Source organism: Shewanella pneumatophori (assembly GCF_023283895.1).
Lineage (GTDB): Bacteria > Pseudomonadota > Gammaproteobacteria > Enterobacterales > Shewanellaceae > Shewanella > Shewanella pneumatophori.
In genome coordinates, this window is the sequence record NZ_JAKILB010000001.1 from 630,807 (window position 1) to 646,173 (window position 15,367).

Sequence of the window (15,367 nt, forward strand, 5' to 3'; positions counted from 1 at the left end):
CGGGGCTCTTTATTTAATATTCGCAATACCATTTCAGATAATTACACTCCTATGGATAGAGCAAAATCAACGCTTGAGCAGTGGCGAATACTGCAAGCAGTGGTCGATTTCGGTGGTTACTCTCAAGCCGCAGAAAAACTCAATAAGAGCCAATCGTCACTTAACCATGCCGTCGCAAAACTGCAATTGCAACTTGGGGTACAACTACTTGAAGTAAAAGGTCGAAAAGCCTATTTGACCGAATGTGGCGAAGTGTTACTGCGTCGTTCTCGCCACATAACCCAATCTGTTAATGAGCTCGAAATGCTGGCTAATAACTTAGAAACTGGTTGGGAGCCAACATTAACCATTGCCCGTGAAATCATTTATCCAATGGAGCACTTAGTTGACGCTCTTAGTGAGTTTTTACCACAAAGCCGTGGTACAAGAGTCACGATTGTCGACACTGTCATTACCGGCACTGCAGAGTTAATCAATCAACAGAGTGTAGATCTTGCGATTTGTGGCGGGCCGCCTCCTAAAGGTCATATAGCAGAACCCTTGCTCGATATAGACTTTGCGCTAGTATGCCATCCAGAGCACCCACTAGCCCAAATGGGCATTATCGACGATGATCAAACCTTAGCACAGCATCTACAAATCGTTATTAAAGATACTGCCTTAGCGCCAAATACAGACTTAGGCTGGCTGAAAGCCGAGCAACGCTGGACGGTGAGTAATTTCCATGAGGCGATTACCATTTTGAAAAAAGGCATGGGATTTTGTTGGGTACCACAAAACCTTGTAGACAATGATCTCGAGTTACAATTATTAACTAAACTACAACTGCAAGGCTCTAGTAAACGTAGAGCAAATTTGAGCTTAGTGATCCCTAATCGAGATAAGCAGGGACCTGCCAGTGAATTACTTGAAGCCATTATCAAGCAACATCACCAAATTGAATAAGTGCTAATGCAATTTCGCGAGTTTATCTACCAATACTTCTCGTTTAAAAGGCTTAGGTAGATAATCATCCATGCCTGAGTCAAAACACTTTTGAATATCATCATCTAAAATTGAGGCGGTTAAAGCAATAATGGGCACAGGTTGAGTCGCTAATTGCTTTTCCAAATTCCGAATCGCTTTTGTCGCTTCAAAGCCATCCATCACCGGCATCATGCAATCCATCAAAATCACCGAAAACTGACCACGATGCTGCTTAAATTGCTCCAGTGCTTCTTGCCCATCATTGGCAATAAGATAAGGTAAATTAAGCTTGGCTAGATTTATTGATACAACTTGTTGATTAACCTTATTATCTTCAACAACTAATACCATTTTAGCTAACGTAGCTGGCTGTTTTTCTGCAGACATATCTTGCTTAGTATATGCAGATGCCTTTGGCTCAGGAGCAGTTAAATTCTTTAGCCCACTGTTTATTTTGGCATTAAACCCAGCAGTCGGTTTATTCTCAGCGTCATATATGTCTAATTGTTCAACCTGTTGTTTACTCTGCAGAGCAACAGATTGCAGTAAACTATCTAAGCGACTGCCGAGCAGTGGTAAAGTTATGTAACCTGCAACTAAATCACCAAAATCTTCTTTATAATGATGATTTCCCCGAGCAAGTAAAATAGCAATATTAGGATAACTACGTGAGACATCATGCAAACCCTGTCTATCCGCTAACTCTTCAGCATGCAAAATAATCACGCTCGATTGCTTTAATAAATCACCAATATTGGCAATATTATCGATTAACGCAAAAGGATAATGTAGACCTTTTAAGTTTTGTAGCAGTAAGGAGTTTGGATTAGTCGTACAATAAATAACATGAGTATTGCGTAGTTTAGGAGTAAGAACTTCATCATTTTGTAGCTCGAAATTGAGTAAAAAGGAAAACTCACTGCCCTCGCCTTTACTCGATTTTATCGCGATCTCGCCGCCCATCATGTTCACCATTTTGCTGGAGATGGAAAGACCTAGCCCTGTACCACCATAATTGACTGAGGTACTCGTTTCCTCTTGTTTAAACTCTTCAAATATTTGCTGATGCTTACTTTCGTCAATCCCAACACCCGTGTCTTTAACTAAAAACAACAATTTAATCGAGTCAGCTGTTTGCCCTTGGTTTTCTACCTTAAAATACACATAACCTTTGGCGGTAAATTTAACGGCATTAGAAGCCAAGTTCATAAGCACTTGACGTAATTTTTGCTCATCAGCTCGAATGTAATTGGGAATGCTCTCATCAAGGCTGATTTCAATATTAATATTCTTTTGCTGCGCCTTGGGGGCAATCAATGCTGCGGTGTCATAAATAATTTCTTTGACGCCACAGGTATGAGGACAGATCTCTAAATGACCAGATTCGATTTTAGACAGATCCAAAATATCATTAATCAACATTAATAAGGTTTGCGAGGATGAGTTAATCGTACTTAAATAATCTTTTTGAATCGCCGTTAATTTAGAATCATTCAGGATCTCTGTCATGCCTATAATGCCATTTAATGGTGTTCTGATCTCATGGCTCATATTGGCCAAAAACGCGCTTTTAGCTCGGTTAGCTCGCTGCTCTTTCTGCTTGGCAGAAATAAGTCCCGACTCCATTCGAGTAATTGCTAAATAGAGGTAACAAAGAATTGCAGCGATACATAGAACCAACAAAAACTCAGTGATCAATTGGGTGTTTACTAGTGCAGAAATGCTATGGTCGACTTGAGACGGAATGGTTTTAAAAAGTAGATTTAAGCTTTTTTCAATATTGTGAACATTTTGCCGAAATGCGCCGTGATAACCTTGAGACTCACTATAGCCTCGCCTTTGCATAGACTGTTGCAGTTGATAAAAAGCATGCTTAAAGTCGCTAAATGGTTGCTGTAACTCACTGCTTAAGCTCGAACGGCTCTCTATATGACTTTCAATATCAGCAAACTGCTTAGAAATTTCTACCAATAAACGCGGTTCAAAACTGTCAAAAAATTCGAATGTCGTCGACTTATTATTAATAATTAAACTAAATAATGTCGGATCGTCTAGCTCATTGACCCGCTGCTGCAACTGAATAGCATCGCGGTCAAATACCTGTAACAGACCCATTTGATGATTGCCGCCATGTAATCGATAAATCTCATTGGTGAGCAAAGTAAAAGAGCTAATATATTGATCAAGTTCACGCTGTGCTTGCTGGCTGTTAAAAGAGATATTTAGACCACTTTCAGCAAGTAAATGGTTAATTGATGTTAATTGTTGCTCTAGGCTTACTTTTAGCGATTGAAGCTGAGTAATATATTTAGGCTGTATACGGCTGATAAAATCCTTTTCGTTACGTCGGATCATTAATAACGTATTTGATGACTCAACAACCTTTGATTCAAGCTCTAATAACGCTGCTTTGCTACTAAATACATATTGTGTAACTAACACATTAACAATAACCAGCATAAAGATAGCTATGCTACCTGCAAGCAAAAACTGCTTTATGGTCCAACTTCCTTGTTTAAACATACTGCAATTACTCTAAAACCTTGTAATCATCTAACAATAGGTTATTAGTAAAGGATTCACCAATAAATAGCTGATTCAAAGCGCAAAACACCATCCAAATGTGATTCATTTTGTATCAAGGATAGTTCGGACAATGTAAGGCATAAGCTTACAGCCTGCTTAGTTCATACTTTGGCTTTGCTTTGATTGGGGTTAGGAGTGAGATAGGGTTGGGATTCAGTTTGTTATTAATACCAACGATAAAACCAGTTGCACTTTTACATGCATAAAAAACGCATCTAAATGCGTTTTAATATCGATACCTTAGTCAAGATGCTTGTATAGCTCACCTACACCTTAATATCGATCAAACTACCAATCATATCCGATGATGTTTGAATAACCTCTGCAGATGCTTGAGCATGAATAACTGCTTGATTGGCATCAACTAATGCTTCAACCGCACTTACGCCCGCTGAACTCACACTAGTACCACTGGCAGATTGGCTCGCACCTGCCACATCAATTGTAGCTTGGGTTAAATCAGACTGTGCCGACTGAAAACCATTTTGCCCTGAAATTATACTTGGTGGGATCTGCATAGCATCACCTTTAAAAATCACTATAAGTGATTAAATTATCTTCTAAACTCTATTCGATGTACAGAAAATTCAAAACAAACATGCACATATTAGCTCAATCTATACTCCTGTAGACTACAATAAATACATCGTTAATTTCCGCGCAATAAATAGCCTTTAATATAAGAAAATGATAGCCTTATCGTATAAAAATACCGCTATGAACTGACACGTTGAAGAGGGTCGCTAAATGGATAAAATACGAATTCTGGTCGTTGACGATGATCCTTTCTGCTCAAGCCTATTATTATCAATCCTAGGTGATGACTATCAAGTAACCACGGTCAATTCAGGTTTAGACGTCATAGATATTTCTACGGTTCAAAAGCCAGACTGTATCTTTTTAGATATCATGATGCCCGAAAAAAATGGCTATCAGGTACTCAAAGAGCTAAAAGATAACCCGTTAACCACCGCAATTCCTGTCGTGATTGTTAGCGGTTTAGCTGAAGATTCAGACCAAGATCTTGGCCTAAGGTTAGGTGCCAGCGGCTATATAGGTAAACCTATCAACCCTGCAGAAGTGTTTAGGGTACTAAAAGAATGCAAATGTAATACTGCTTTGGACTCAAAATAGTTAATCACTCGCGCTATTTGAAGATGTAGCTCCCTATTGCAGTCACTTATTGTTTTCATCAAAGAGAACATGGGATTGAAACAATTAGTCTCGCTTATCTTGTTTCTTAATAGGTGTTTTATCAAATATAAAAAAGTACGAAGCAAAGACTCCGGCTATGGTAAGAACTGTTATAACTATTGTTTCTAGCATAATAGCTAACCTCTTTTTTATTGTTTAAAGCTCAGCGCTCACTATATCAACGCTCACTACATAAGCACTAGCGATTATTGCAATGGTTATGGCACAGTTATGGTTACATAGCGGCAGTGGTTAATAGTGGCTAGTGTTAATAGTGCTCTGTTTAACAGTTCGCAGGTTTAATCAAAACAAGTATTAGCAAACATTAGTGCTGAATGCCACTACCGTAAAACGTCTTGTCGCAACTTTTACACTGCATTTTTATCGGTAATGGCTGCAGCCCTAACAAGCTTAAAATACCTAAGCCCAGTGGAAAACTGATTAAGTTTGGTAGAAACTTAAATCTAACTTTTACTTGCTTGCTCTGGCAATAACGACACTGGCAAAATAAGTTTAACTCCATTTTCTTTTGTAGTGATTTCATCCTTGTTCTCCCTCAAATTTTTACTTTCCTTGTTATAACACTACCAACCCGTTTCCCAGTCTTTCCATACAGGATTCAATCCGCGTTCAAGCATAGCTTTAGCGACTAGTTGCGGCGAGCGCTCATCACTAATTTCAAACTGGTCGAGCTCTGTGTTGGGCTCAACATAACCACCAGGTTGAGTTGAACTACCCGCGCTAACATTTGTTACCCCAAGCGCAAATAAGTTATCCCGCAGCTTTGGCGTTTCTCTAGTCGACAAACTGATTTCAAGTTGCTGATTAAAAAGTCTAAATGCACAGATCATTTGCACTAAGCCTTTATCTGTAAGCTCAACTTTTGGCCCCACGCCGCCAGTGCAGGGTCTAAGTCTCGGCAAAGAAATACTGTAACGACTTCGCCAGTAGGTCTTTTCTAAATAAGCTAAGTGATGGCCCATTAATAATGCATCTAGGCGCCAATCATCAAGGCCTAGTAATACGCCCAAGCCAATTTTATCGACGCCAGCTCGCGCTACGCGGTCGGGGGATTCTAGCCGGTAAGCAAAATCACTCTTTTTACCTCGAGTGTGGTGCTCGCTATAAGTTACAGGATTATAAGTTTCTTGATATAGCATCACGGCATCGAGCCCTTCTGCTACAAGCTCCTTATAATCTTGCTCTTCTAACGGCTGCACTTCCATGGCTACATGACTAAACTCGTTACGAATTAGAGGCAGCATTTGCTTAAAATAAGGCACACCCACTTTCGTTTCATGCTCACCGGACACCAGCAAAATTGAGTCATAACCCATGGCTTTTATCGGCCGAATTTCATCTTGAACTTCATTTTCAGACAGGGTCTTACGCTTGATTTTATTGCTCATGGTAAAGCCGCAATAATCACATTCATTCGCGCAAAGATTCGATAGATAGAGCGGAATATACATGCCAATACTCGCGCCAAAACGTTGCCGAGTAAGGGCAACCGACTGCTGCGCCATCTGCTCTAGATATAGCTCCGCAGCAGGAGATAATAACGCCAGCAGACTGTCTAAATCGCCAGCAGGTCGCTGCAAAGCCCGTTCAACATCTTTGTTCGTTGTTGAATAAAGCCTGAGTTTGAGCTCAGCTTGCGATAACTGCTTAAATACATCAACAAAACTTTTTTGTGTATTTGCCATTTTGTCTTCAGCGTTATTCATTCAAAAACCCTGTCAATGGACTGGTATGCTGAGCTTGTTGACTCACAAGCCCTAACCCTGCCATATAAGCTTGCCTACCTGTATCAACAGCTTGGGCAAAGCATTGCCCCATCGCAATCGGATCAGCACTACTTGCAATTGCAGTATTCACCAGCACAGCATCGGCGCCCAACTCCATTGCATGGGTCGCCTGTGAGGGGGCGCCAATACCAGCATCAATAATCACTGGCACATTGGCTTGCTCAATAATGATTTTCAAAAATGTTTCAGTAGCCAAACCTTGATTAGAGCCTATGGGGCTGCCTAGCGGCATGACAGCTGCGCAGCCTACTTCTTCAAGTCGGCGACACAACACAGGATCGGCATGCACATAAGGCAGCACCACATAACCTTGCTCACATAAAATTCGCGCAGCTTCTAATGTCTCAATAGGATCTGGCATCAGATACTTAGGGTCGGGATGAATTTCAAGCTTCACCCAGTTGGTGCCTAACATTTCACGCGCTAAATGAGCTGCAAAAACCGCTTCCTTAACGTTTCTCGCCCCAGCAGTGTTAGGTAGTAGTTTTACCCCACTATCAAGCAGTGGCTGTAATATATTATCGCTACCGGTATTTAAATCGAGGCGCTTTACAGCCAAAGTCACTAACTGCGACTGAGAAGCTTTGATCGCTGCCAGCATGGTTTCAGGCTGAGCGAATTTACCAGTACCGGTAAATAATCGAGATTCAAATTGATGATCCGCTATGGTTAACATATCAGCCTCCGGCTACCACTGAAAACAGTTCTAATTTATCGTTCGCTTGGCATTGAGTCTGTTGCCAAGTCGCTCTAGGCACTACGCTACCGTTTACCGCTACGGCGATAGCCGCTAGCTTTATGCCCTTTTTTGAGGCGTAAGCTTCTAGTACGTTATATAAACAAGTTTCAAGTTCAACTTGTTCGATTTCATCGTTAATAAAAATGTTAATCATCGCAGAGCCTTTACCTTCTCACTGATTATTTCTAGCGATATTATTGCTTGTGTCACTCACGCTGCCTAACGGCTGTACGTTATTTAAATAATTTGAATAACTTAAATAATTTGAGTCATTTAGGCTGCTTTAGTCACTGTTTATCATGCTAGCCATTCACACACTCATACTTACTGAGTTCATGACCACACACCAAACAGCTTTCATCGCGCATAAGCGTTAATTGCCGCCAACTAAACTGTTTACCATCAAATCGATATAAATTACCCACTAACTCGGTATTTCCCAGTAATAGCTGCAGCGCTAACAAGCTCTGCATAGACGCAAGTGTGCCAACCATAGGCCCTAATATACCGACGGTTTGACATGTTTGATTGACCTGCATATCTGCAGGGAATAAGCAGTGGTAGCAGCCACTATCTGGACGAGCTTGCTGATCTACACATAAAAGCTGGCCTTGAAAATGCGCCGCAGATGCCGAAACTAAGCTAATTTGTTGCTCAACAGCAGTGCGATTAACTAAGTGACGCGTGCAGAAATTATCACTGCAATCTAACAACAGATCATATTGACCTTGATCGCCAAAGATTAGCTGAATATTGTTATGGTTTAAGTGTTCACCCACTGCCCGAACTTGAGTATTGGGATAGGCAATACTTAACTTAGTTTTCGCCACTTGTGCTTTATTAAGGCCAAGATCCTGATCGCTAAATAACAGCTGACGCGGTAAGTTTGAGACTTCAATCCTATCGCCATCCACCAGCGTAATATTGCCCACACCAGCAGCGGCAAGATATTGCGCAACTAAGTTACCTAACCCGCCCACGCCAATCACGATGACATGAGCATTAGCAAACTGGAGTTGACCAATTTCGCCCACTTCAGCTAGCAGTACTTGGCGTGAGTAACGTAAAAAATCACTATCGCTTAGCGCTGCTGTAGTGACCATGGGCTCAGTGCTGCTCTTTATTTTAGCGCTGCTGTTATCTGCAGTTATCTCTGGCTTAACCACAATTACGCCTCCACCAGCCAAGCAGCTGTTAATGCTTCAAATGCAGCTTGCGGATCTTGTGCCTCAGTTAGTGCACGTACCACGGCAATATCATCAACTTGCGTTGCTTTGACACTGGCAAGGTTTGACGCGTCAATCCCACCAATTGCCACTATGGGTAACTCCCCTTTCATCAACGACACGTAGCGAGCTAATTTTGCTAAGCCTTGGGGCTTTGACGGCATAACCTTAGTTGTAGTCGGGAAGATATGGCCGAACGCGATATAAGATGGCTTATGCTGATAAGCTAACAAGATCTCAAAGTAACTGTGGCTAGACAGCCCAAGTGCCAGCTTTGCAGAGCGCAGCTGTTCTAAGTTGCTGGCAATGAGATCTTCTTGACCTAAATGCACCCCATAAGCTTGATGTTTAATTGCCAATTGCCAGTGATCATTGATAAATACTCGCGCCTTGTAATCTCGGCCAAGTGAAATAGCCCGAATAATGCTTTGTTCAAGTGTTGGAACACTAGGATCCTTTACCCTTAACTGGATTGTTCTAGCACCGGATTTGAGTAAAGTTTCGAGCATTTCAACATCTGCAACCACAGGGTAAATTCCCAATGGCTCATCAATCTGCTTAAAACTGCTTTGACTGATGGCATCGTCACTCGAACTTAGTGACACAGGTTTAATATCACTTGCTGTAATGGCTTTAATAGATGGAAAATTGTTTAAATCTTTAGGCCAAGCAGTTCTAGCTAAACAACCAGGCCCTTGACCGACTTGATAACCAGCCTTAAGTCCAGCATTAACATAAGCCTTAGCGACCACGACAGCATCATTGAGCACAAAGCCATGAGCCATAACAGTAGCAATTGCCGAAGATAATGTGCAGCCTGTGCCATGATTATTACCAGTATCAACCCGCTGATTCGACAACCAAAAACTTTGCCATTGATGTTTATCAGAGATCCCATCAACATCAGTGCAAACGAGTAAATCGTTCGCTTGTTGATGACACCAAGCAGGTCCGTTATCACCACCTTTTGCCAGCACTGAAGTATTTAAGGCTTCAGATAATTTTTTAGCTGCTGCAATGCACGCATCAACGCTTGTAAGCTCAGTTGCTGCAAGTACAGCCAATTCACTCACATTTGGCGTGATTAACGTTATTAACCCTTTCAATGGGGTGAAATCTAAGCCACCACCATTTGCTAGCGCATCTCCGCAAGTTGCCACCATGACGGGATCTAAAATAACCGCCACGTTTTTGCCTGATTGCAACCAATTTGCTTGTTCAGCAGTTAACCATTTAGCTAATAGGTTTATTTGTGCCTGATCGGCAAGCAAGCCAATTTTTATCGCCGCAGGCGGCAAATCACTGGCTAAAGTATCAAGTTGAGATTGCAGCATTGGGTTTGAAACTGATTCAACCAATGCCACAGTAACCGAGCTTTGCGCCGTTACCGCAGTAATAACACTGCAAGCGTGGGCTTCAAGATCTGACATCGTTGCCAGATCAGCTTGAATACCCGCACCACCGCCACTATCTGAGCCCGCAATAGTCCAAACAATTGGACGATTCACAGATAACGCATCTGGGTTTGCCATGGTTAATCCTCTAGTGCTACATCAGGCTGCTTATGGCTTGCTTCATGGTAAAGTTCAGCGCCTTTGGCTTTAAAATCAGCAGACATTTGCGCCATTCCTTGAGCCTTTTCAGCAGCAAGCTTTGAGCTTTCTAAAGCCCCATAGGATTCATACTCAGCAGCAGATTTGATATCAATCGCTTTTGATTCAGCATCTCTCTCTTGCGCCGTGGCATAATCGCGTACTTCCTGGGTAATTTTCATCGAGCAAAACTTAGGGCCACACATAGAGCAAAAATGAGCCACTTTTGCGGATTCTTGCGGTAGTGATTCATCGTGATAAGCACGGGCAGTTTCAGGATCTAAACCTAGGTTATATTGATCTTCCCAGCGGAACTCAAAACGTGCCTTTGATAGCGCGTTATCGCGAATTTGTGCGCTTGGGTGGCCTTTTGCCACATCACCTGCATGAGCCGCAATCTTGTAGGCAATCAATCCTTGTTTAACATCTTCTTTGTTTGGCAAACCTAAATGCTCTTTAGGGGTGACATAGCACAACATCGCGCAGCCATACCAAGCAATCATTGCTGCGCCAATACCTGAGGTGAAATGATCGTAACCCGGTGCAATATCAGTCGTTTGCGGGCCTAAGGTGTAAAATGGTGCTTCATCACAGGCCTCGAGCTGCTTATCCATATTCTCTTTAATGAGATTCATTGGAATATGACCAGGGCCTTCGATGATGGTTTGCACATCGTATTCCCAAGCGATTTTGACTAGCTCACCTAAGGTTTCAAGCTCTGAGAATTGGGCTTCATCATTGGCATCGGCAATTGAACCTGGGCGCATACCATCACCTAATGACAGCGACACATCATAAGCTGCGCAGATCTCACAGATCTCTCTGAAGTTTTCATAAAGGAAATTTTCTTTATGGTGCGATAAACACCACTTCGCCATGATAGAACCACCGCGAGAAACGATACCGGTTAGGCGTTTAGCCGTCATCGGCACATAACGCAGCAAGACGCCAGCATGAATCGTAAAGTAATCAACGCCCTGCTCGGCCTGTTCAATTAACGTATCACGGAATGTTTCCCAATTTAGATCCTCAGCAACGCCATTCACTTTTTCTAGCGCTTGATAGATAGGAACCGTACCAATAGGTACTGGGGAGTTACGAATAATCCATTCACGGGTCTCGTGAATATAACGACCGGTAGATAAGTCCATTACCGTGTCTGCGCCCCAACGGGTCGACCAAACCAGTTTTTCAACTTCTTCTTCAATCGATGATGTCACCGCTGAATTACCAATATTGGCATTCACTTTCACCAAGAAGTTACGCCCGATAATCATTGGCTCTGCTTCAGGGTGGTTAATGTTCAGCGGGATAATCGCGCGGCCGCGGGCAATTTCTTGTCTGACAAACTCTGGAGTAATCGGCTCACCAATCACTGCACCGAAACTCTCACCTTTATCTTTTTGGGTAAGAATGGGATCGGTTACTTCAGATTTAGCCATGTTTTCACGAATGGCAATGTATTCCATCTCTGGGGTGATGATACCTTGGCGGGCATAATGCAACTGAGTAACACGCTTGCCCTCTTTTGCGCGGCGCGGCGGCAATAAAGACTCAAAACGTAAGTGGTCTAAGCCATCATCGGCAAGACGTTGCTGAGTAAAACCTGAGCTTGCTCCTTGCAATTGCTCAGTATCACCACGCTCTTCAATCCAGTTTTCACGGAATTTTTCAAGACCTTTACGCACATCAATCTCAGCATCAGGATCTGAATAAGCACCAGCGCAGTCGTACACTTTTAATGGTGGATTAGCTTCAAAAACAGGGTTTTGTTCATCACCACCAATCAGGGTATCGGCTTGGTGGATTTGACGCATACCGACTTTAAGATCCGTACGGCTGCCTTCAAGATAGATCTTTTCTGAATTAGGGTGCTGTAGTGGTTTTAGGTTATCAATAAATTGTTGTGCTTGAGCACGGGTTTCGCGACGATTTGACATTAGCAAACTCACTTTTTGTAAGAAATGAAGTTGCTTGCCAGGAGAAAATGAGAATGTGAAAAGTTGAACATATAACAGGTGATAAAACACCAGTTACACGTAACCACCGAAATGCTGCTTTTGCTTATTATAAAGTCATTTTATGCAGTTATTTCGCTTGTTTCCTTCGCAGGTTCTAGCCTGATCAGGTTCAACGGATCCCGAATTAACGGTCTCAGCCATATGGCACTCCGACAAGATGAACTGGCAGTATAGACCTATCCGCAGGTGAGATACAAGGGCTTAAAAAGTTATTAGACCAGAAGTTAATAGCAAAACTTTAGATCTTCAACCAACTGAAATTTAATAACTAAACTCAAATTCACTACAAAAAATCGCTACTAATATGAATTTTAATCAGTCAACAACATCCAATAAAACCTCGATTATCAGTATTCTAATTTTGCGCGTTAACGACTTATCATGCGCTGCTCTAGCCGTTTATCAATTGCCTCTTTAATGGTTATTTTGACTTTGTCTTCACCGCAGTTAAACCAATAGCCAAGGTTTTCTGCATAAGGGTTAATTTGGTTGCCATTTTTGACAACCCGGTAGCAATCATCACCGTGTTTTTCCACTCTATTAGGGTCTAATTTATGCTGAGTGGTGATAATTTTACTGTACTCATCCTCCTGTAAAAATATCAACTCTTGCATATCGCCATCCATCTCACTTAATGAGCGTTTTTGAGTATATTGGGCAGCACTGTTTGCCACTAATTCATCTAACTGCCTCGCTCGCTGTTGCTGCAAATAAGATTGGGTATAGCCACGGGTAACAGAGGTATGATTTAAGTTGTTATTTTGGATTTTATCGGTTTTATATTCAGCGATTTCAGCGCCTTTTTTAGACTGAACCCTCTTAATTTTTTTAGGCTCTTTTGGGGCTAAATCCTTTACCAATTTAGGCGCTGGCTTAGTTTGTATCGTAGAGACCCGTTGAGTTGCTGCCTCTGTAACAGAGTCTACTGTTTTAATCCTTTCAAGCTCGTTTACTTCAGTATCACTTGTACTCTCATTTTCCATTTCGGCTTGTGAGTTGTCAGTCTGTAAACTGGTTTTGTCTAAAGCAGCAACGTACAAATAAGACTTCATCGCTGCTACGGACTCTTTTGGCTTTGTTTGCTCAGGGACGGTCCAAAAGTAGTCGACCAACACAATCAAAATAATATGCAGTAGTAAGACCGCAATAAGCGTCCAGAATATTCGTGACTGGGTAAGTGCAGAGTTAAAGCCTGAATTGGCACAAGTACTAACAGAATTTTTGCTATGACTATGTGTATGGCTATGGCTATGTGTATGGCTATCGGGAGTAGCGTCAAATAAGTTGGCAACAAACGGATTATGGGGAAAAGGCTCAATTTGAACACTAGTATCTGTCGAATTGACGGCATTAACGCCATAAAAAACCGTTATCAGCTTATCGTCATTATCAAGTGCGTTTTGACTGCGGTTATGCGCTGTAAATATGCCAGCCTGCTTTGAATTGCTTAGGCTGTTTTCTCCTAGATCATTTTGGCAGTTATTTTTGCAAGTTTGATTACTGCGAGTGTGGTCTGACATTCCTTGTGTACATCCTTGAGTTATCCCTATTGCTGTTTTAAGTCCTATTTGGCACAGTGTATTTGCTATCGTTGCAGGCTCTATACCTTATATAGCTATGGTCTCTCATTTAACCACCGCCTCACATTCAACGATAGTTTAGAGCAAGCTTATTAATATAAGTTCCCTATCGCTAACGAGGAGTTATGAGTTATCAGTAAAAATTTTAGCGTACACGTGTTAGCTAAAGCGATGGCTTTTCAAATCAAAACTGTTACACTGCCCCTAATTGTGGTCTAACCAGAAGTCTTTTATACGATGGCAGTAGAGCAAGCGACAGTATCAAAAAAGCAAACACCTCCAGTAGCAGCGAAGCAGATCACTCAAGCGAGTTACTGCGCTAAAGAAGAATTGGCCAACAGTATTAGCCATGGTCTTGGGGTCGCGATTGGTATTATTGGACTACTTCTGTGCTTGTTAAAAGGGTATGACCATCTTAGTTTTATTCAATTAACAGGTGTGGTGGTTTACTGCGCTAGCTTCATCTTATTGTTTCTATGCTCTACCCTTTATCACAGCGCCACATCACCGCTTTTAAAGCATAAATTAAAAATTGCCGATCACTGTGCTATTTACCTTTTGATTGCAGGCACTTATACGCCTTTAATGCTTATCACGCTTACTAGTAGTGATGCAGATTGGGTTCTAGTCGCCATTTGGTCACTCGCGATAGGCGGAGTGCTTTTTAAAACCTTATTTATTGGTCGCTTTAAGGTATTCAGCTTAATTCTGTACCTTGTTATGGGCTGGCTATGCGTGACAGTGATGCAAGACTTGATCGCTAATATGTCAGAACTCGGGTTTTATTTACTCTTAGGTGGCGGGTTATTTTATAGCTTAGGGGTCATATTCTACGTAGCGAAGAAGATCCCGTTTAATCATGCTATTTGGCATCTGTTTGTATTAGCCGGTGCAGTGTGTCACTTCTTATGTATCTATCTTACTGTGATTTAACGGCATTAGCACTTGGTCGATTGACATAATTAAGTCTAATGCAGCAGTCATCAAAGGCTCATTCGAGAATAAGGCGCAATCTGCGCCTTATTAATAGTCAACTTACTGGCAAAAACGCTTAAATTCTACCTGTAAGCATTGAGCCTCTGTGTTCATATTGGCTTGTTTAAACAGCTCAATAATGCACTCCACTGTACATAATCCGCCTTCCACTTGATTACGGCGCAAAGTAAATTCTGATTTAGTGGTTTCCGTAAGGCAATAGCGCGCTGCGGTCTTTAAATAAGGGCTTTGACGCAACATTTTTCGTGCTTCTTGCCATGTCGCATCTATGATGACTAATGTTTCCGGTAACTGCTTCAGCTCTCTGTGCTGCGTCAGCACATCGTCTGTATTTTCTAACGATACTTCAGTTGTTAAGGTCTCGGTAGAAAGTGTCTCTTTTGGGAACAAAAGCGCAGTACCTTCTAAAGCCAATTTATCAAGCAGTAAGGACGATGGTGTCACCCGTGACCAAATAATGCGCTGACAATAATCACCTGCATACTGCAGTGCAATATTGCCGGTATTGGTCGGTCGAGTCGCTTCGCGCTCATGAGTTAAAAGGATAATTTGCAACGGTATGACTCTTAAATAAATTACCGCCGCAGTATATACCTAAAGCGCTTATGCCCCAAAGCTTCATCTAACCAGCCCTTTTTTACTCAGCATGACAATGAAGC

The 15,367-nt window shown here is 41.9% G+C and carries 14 protein-coding genes and 1 riboswitch; of the genes, 3 read left to right on the plus strand and 11 right to left on the minus strand.

What is annotated here, in order from left to right; genetic code table 11:
• Positions 1–51: 51 nt before the first annotated feature.
• Positions 52–945, plus strand: coding sequence for a LysR family transcriptional regulator (locus L2740_RS02815; RefSeq protein ID WP_248948516.1), 894 nt, complete (start codon positions 52–54; stop codon positions 943–945).
• 3 nt (positions 946–948) lie between these two features.
• Here L2740_RS02815 and L2740_RS02820 read toward each other — a convergent pair whose 3' ends face one another.
• Positions 949–3,489 (minus strand): ATP-binding protein, encoded by a 2,541-nt coding sequence (locus tag L2740_RS02820; protein WP_248948517.1) that lies wholly within the window; start codon positions 3,487–3,489, stop codon positions 949–951.
• A 329-nt stretch (positions 3,490–3,818) separates the two neighbouring features.
• Entirely contained in the window at positions 3,819–4,070 is a 252-nt protein-coding gene (locus L2740_RS02825; RefSeq protein ID WP_248948519.1) for a flagellar basal body rod C-terminal domain-containing protein, read from the minus strand.
• Between the two features lie 229 nt (positions 4,071–4,299).
• Between L2740_RS02825 and L2740_RS02830 the strand changes: the two genes are divergently transcribed.
• Positions 4,300–4,686, plus strand: coding sequence for a response regulator (locus L2740_RS02830; RefSeq protein WP_248948521.1), 387 nt, complete (start codon positions 4,300–4,302; stop codon positions 4,684–4,686).
• Between the two features lie 385 nt (positions 4,687–5,071).
• Here L2740_RS02830 and L2740_RS02835 read toward each other — a convergent pair whose 3' ends face one another.
• The 8 genes from L2740_RS02835 to L2740_RS02870 form a co-directional block, all read right to left on the minus strand.
• Entirely contained in the window at positions 5,072–5,290 is a 219-nt protein-coding gene (locus L2740_RS02835) for a hypothetical protein (RefSeq protein ID WP_248948523.1), read from the minus strand.
• Between the two features lie 40 nt (positions 5,291–5,330).
• The gene (gene thiH, locus L2740_RS02840) at positions 5,331–6,452 is read right to left on the minus strand and encodes a 2-iminoacetate synthase ThiH (RefSeq protein WP_420833499.1); all 1,122 of its coding nucleotides are present in this window, start codon (positions 6,450–6,452) and stop codon (positions 5,331–5,333) included.
• 13 nt (positions 6,453–6,465) lie between these two features.
• A complete protein-coding gene (locus tag L2740_RS02845; RefSeq protein WP_248948525.1) occupies positions 6,466–7,230 on the minus strand; it encodes a thiazole synthase in 765 nt (254 codons plus the stop codon).
• A 1-nt stretch (position 7,231) separates the two neighbouring features.
• Positions 7,232–7,447 (minus strand): sulfur carrier protein ThiS, encoded by a 216-nt coding sequence (gene thiS, locus L2740_RS02850; protein WP_248948527.1) that lies wholly within the window; start codon positions 7,445–7,447, stop codon positions 7,232–7,234.
• Between the two features lie 148 nt (positions 7,448–7,595).
• Positions 7,596–8,459: a HesA/MoeB/ThiF family protein gene (locus L2740_RS02855; RefSeq protein WP_248948528.1), complete on the minus strand. Its 864-nt coding sequence runs from the start codon at positions 8,457–8,459 to the stop codon at positions 7,596–7,598.
• A gap of 2 nt (positions 8,460–8,461) precedes the next feature.
• A complete protein-coding gene (gene thiE / locus L2740_RS02860; protein ID WP_248948530.1) occupies positions 8,462–10,051 on the minus strand; it encodes a thiamine phosphate synthase in 1,590 nt (529 codons plus the stop codon).
• Between the two features lie 2 nt (positions 10,052–10,053).
• A complete protein-coding gene (gene thiC / locus L2740_RS02865; RefSeq protein ID WP_248948532.1) occupies positions 10,054–12,051 on the minus strand; it encodes a phosphomethylpyrimidine synthase ThiC in 1,998 nt (665 codons plus the stop codon).
• Positions 12,052–12,195: 144 nt separating this feature from the next.
• A riboswitch (TPP riboswitch) is annotated at positions 12,196–12,294 on the minus strand.
• A gap of 206 nt (positions 12,295–12,500) precedes the next feature.
• The gene (locus tag L2740_RS02870) at positions 12,501–13,652 is read right to left on the minus strand and encodes a hypothetical protein (protein WP_248948534.1); all 1,152 of its coding nucleotides are present in this window, start codon (positions 13,650–13,652) and stop codon (positions 12,501–12,503) included.
• A gap of 297 nt (positions 13,653–13,949) precedes the next feature.
• Between L2740_RS02870 and trhA the strand changes: the two genes are divergently transcribed.
• Positions 13,950–14,645: a PAQR family membrane homeostasis protein TrhA gene (gene trhA / locus L2740_RS02875; RefSeq protein ID WP_248948535.1), complete on the plus strand. Its 696-nt coding sequence runs from the start codon at positions 13,950–13,952 to the stop codon at positions 14,643–14,645.
• A 102-nt stretch (positions 14,646–14,747) separates the two neighbouring features.
• Here the strand turns inward: trhA and L2740_RS02880 are convergent, their stop codons facing one another.
• Entirely contained in the window at positions 14,748–15,263 is a 516-nt protein-coding gene (locus tag L2740_RS02880) for a DTW domain-containing protein (protein ID WP_248948537.1), read from the minus strand.
• Positions 15,264–15,367 lie beyond the last annotated feature (104 nt).

What these genes read in the sequence shown, in the direction of transcription:
- L2740_RS02820 (WP_248948517.1), bottom strand. Translation starts at nt 3,489, where the DNA reads ATGTTTAAACAAGGAAGTTGGACCATAAAGCAGTTTTTGCTTGCAGGT.
- thiH (WP_420833499.1), bottom strand. Translation starts at nt 6,452, where the DNA reads ATGGCAAATACACAAAAAAGTTTTGTTGATGTATTTAAGCAGTTATCG.
- L2740_RS02870 (WP_248948534.1), bottom strand. Translation starts at nt 13,652, where the DNA reads ATGTCAGACCACACTCGCAGTAATCAAACTTGCAAAAATAACTGCCAA.
- trhA (WP_248948535.1), top strand. Translation starts at nt 13,950, where the DNA reads ATGGCAGTAGAGCAAGCGACAGTATCAAAAAAGCAAACACCTCCAGTA.
- L2740_RS02825 (WP_248948519.1), bottom strand. Translation starts at nt 4,070, where the DNA reads ATGCAGATCCCACCAAGTATAATTTCAGGGCAAAATGGTTTTCAGTCG.
- L2740_RS02835 (WP_248948523.1), bottom strand. Translation starts at nt 5,290, where the DNA reads ATGAAATCACTACAAAAGAAAATGGAGTTAAACTTATTTTGCCAGTGT.
- thiC (WP_248948532.1), bottom strand. Translation starts at nt 12,051, where the DNA reads ATGTCAAATCGTCGCGAAACCCGTGCTCAAGCACAACAATTTATTGAT.
- L2740_RS02815 (WP_248948516.1), top strand. Translation starts at nt 52, where the DNA reads ATGGATAGAGCAAAATCAACGCTTGAGCAGTGGCGAATACTGCAAGCA.
- thiE (WP_248948530.1), bottom strand. Translation starts at nt 10,051, where the DNA reads ATGGCAAACCCAGATGCGTTATCTGTGAATCGTCCAATTGTTTGGACT.
- thiS (WP_248948527.1), bottom strand. Translation starts at nt 7,447, where the DNA reads ATGATTAACATTTTTATTAACGATGAAATCGAACAAGTTGAACTTGAA.
- L2740_RS02830 (WP_248948521.1), top strand. Translation starts at nt 4,300, where the DNA reads ATGGATAAAATACGAATTCTGGTCGTTGACGATGATCCTTTCTGCTCA.
- L2740_RS02845 (WP_248948525.1), bottom strand. Translation starts at nt 7,230, where the DNA reads ATGTTAACCATAGCGGATCATCAATTTGAATCTCGATTATTTACCGGT.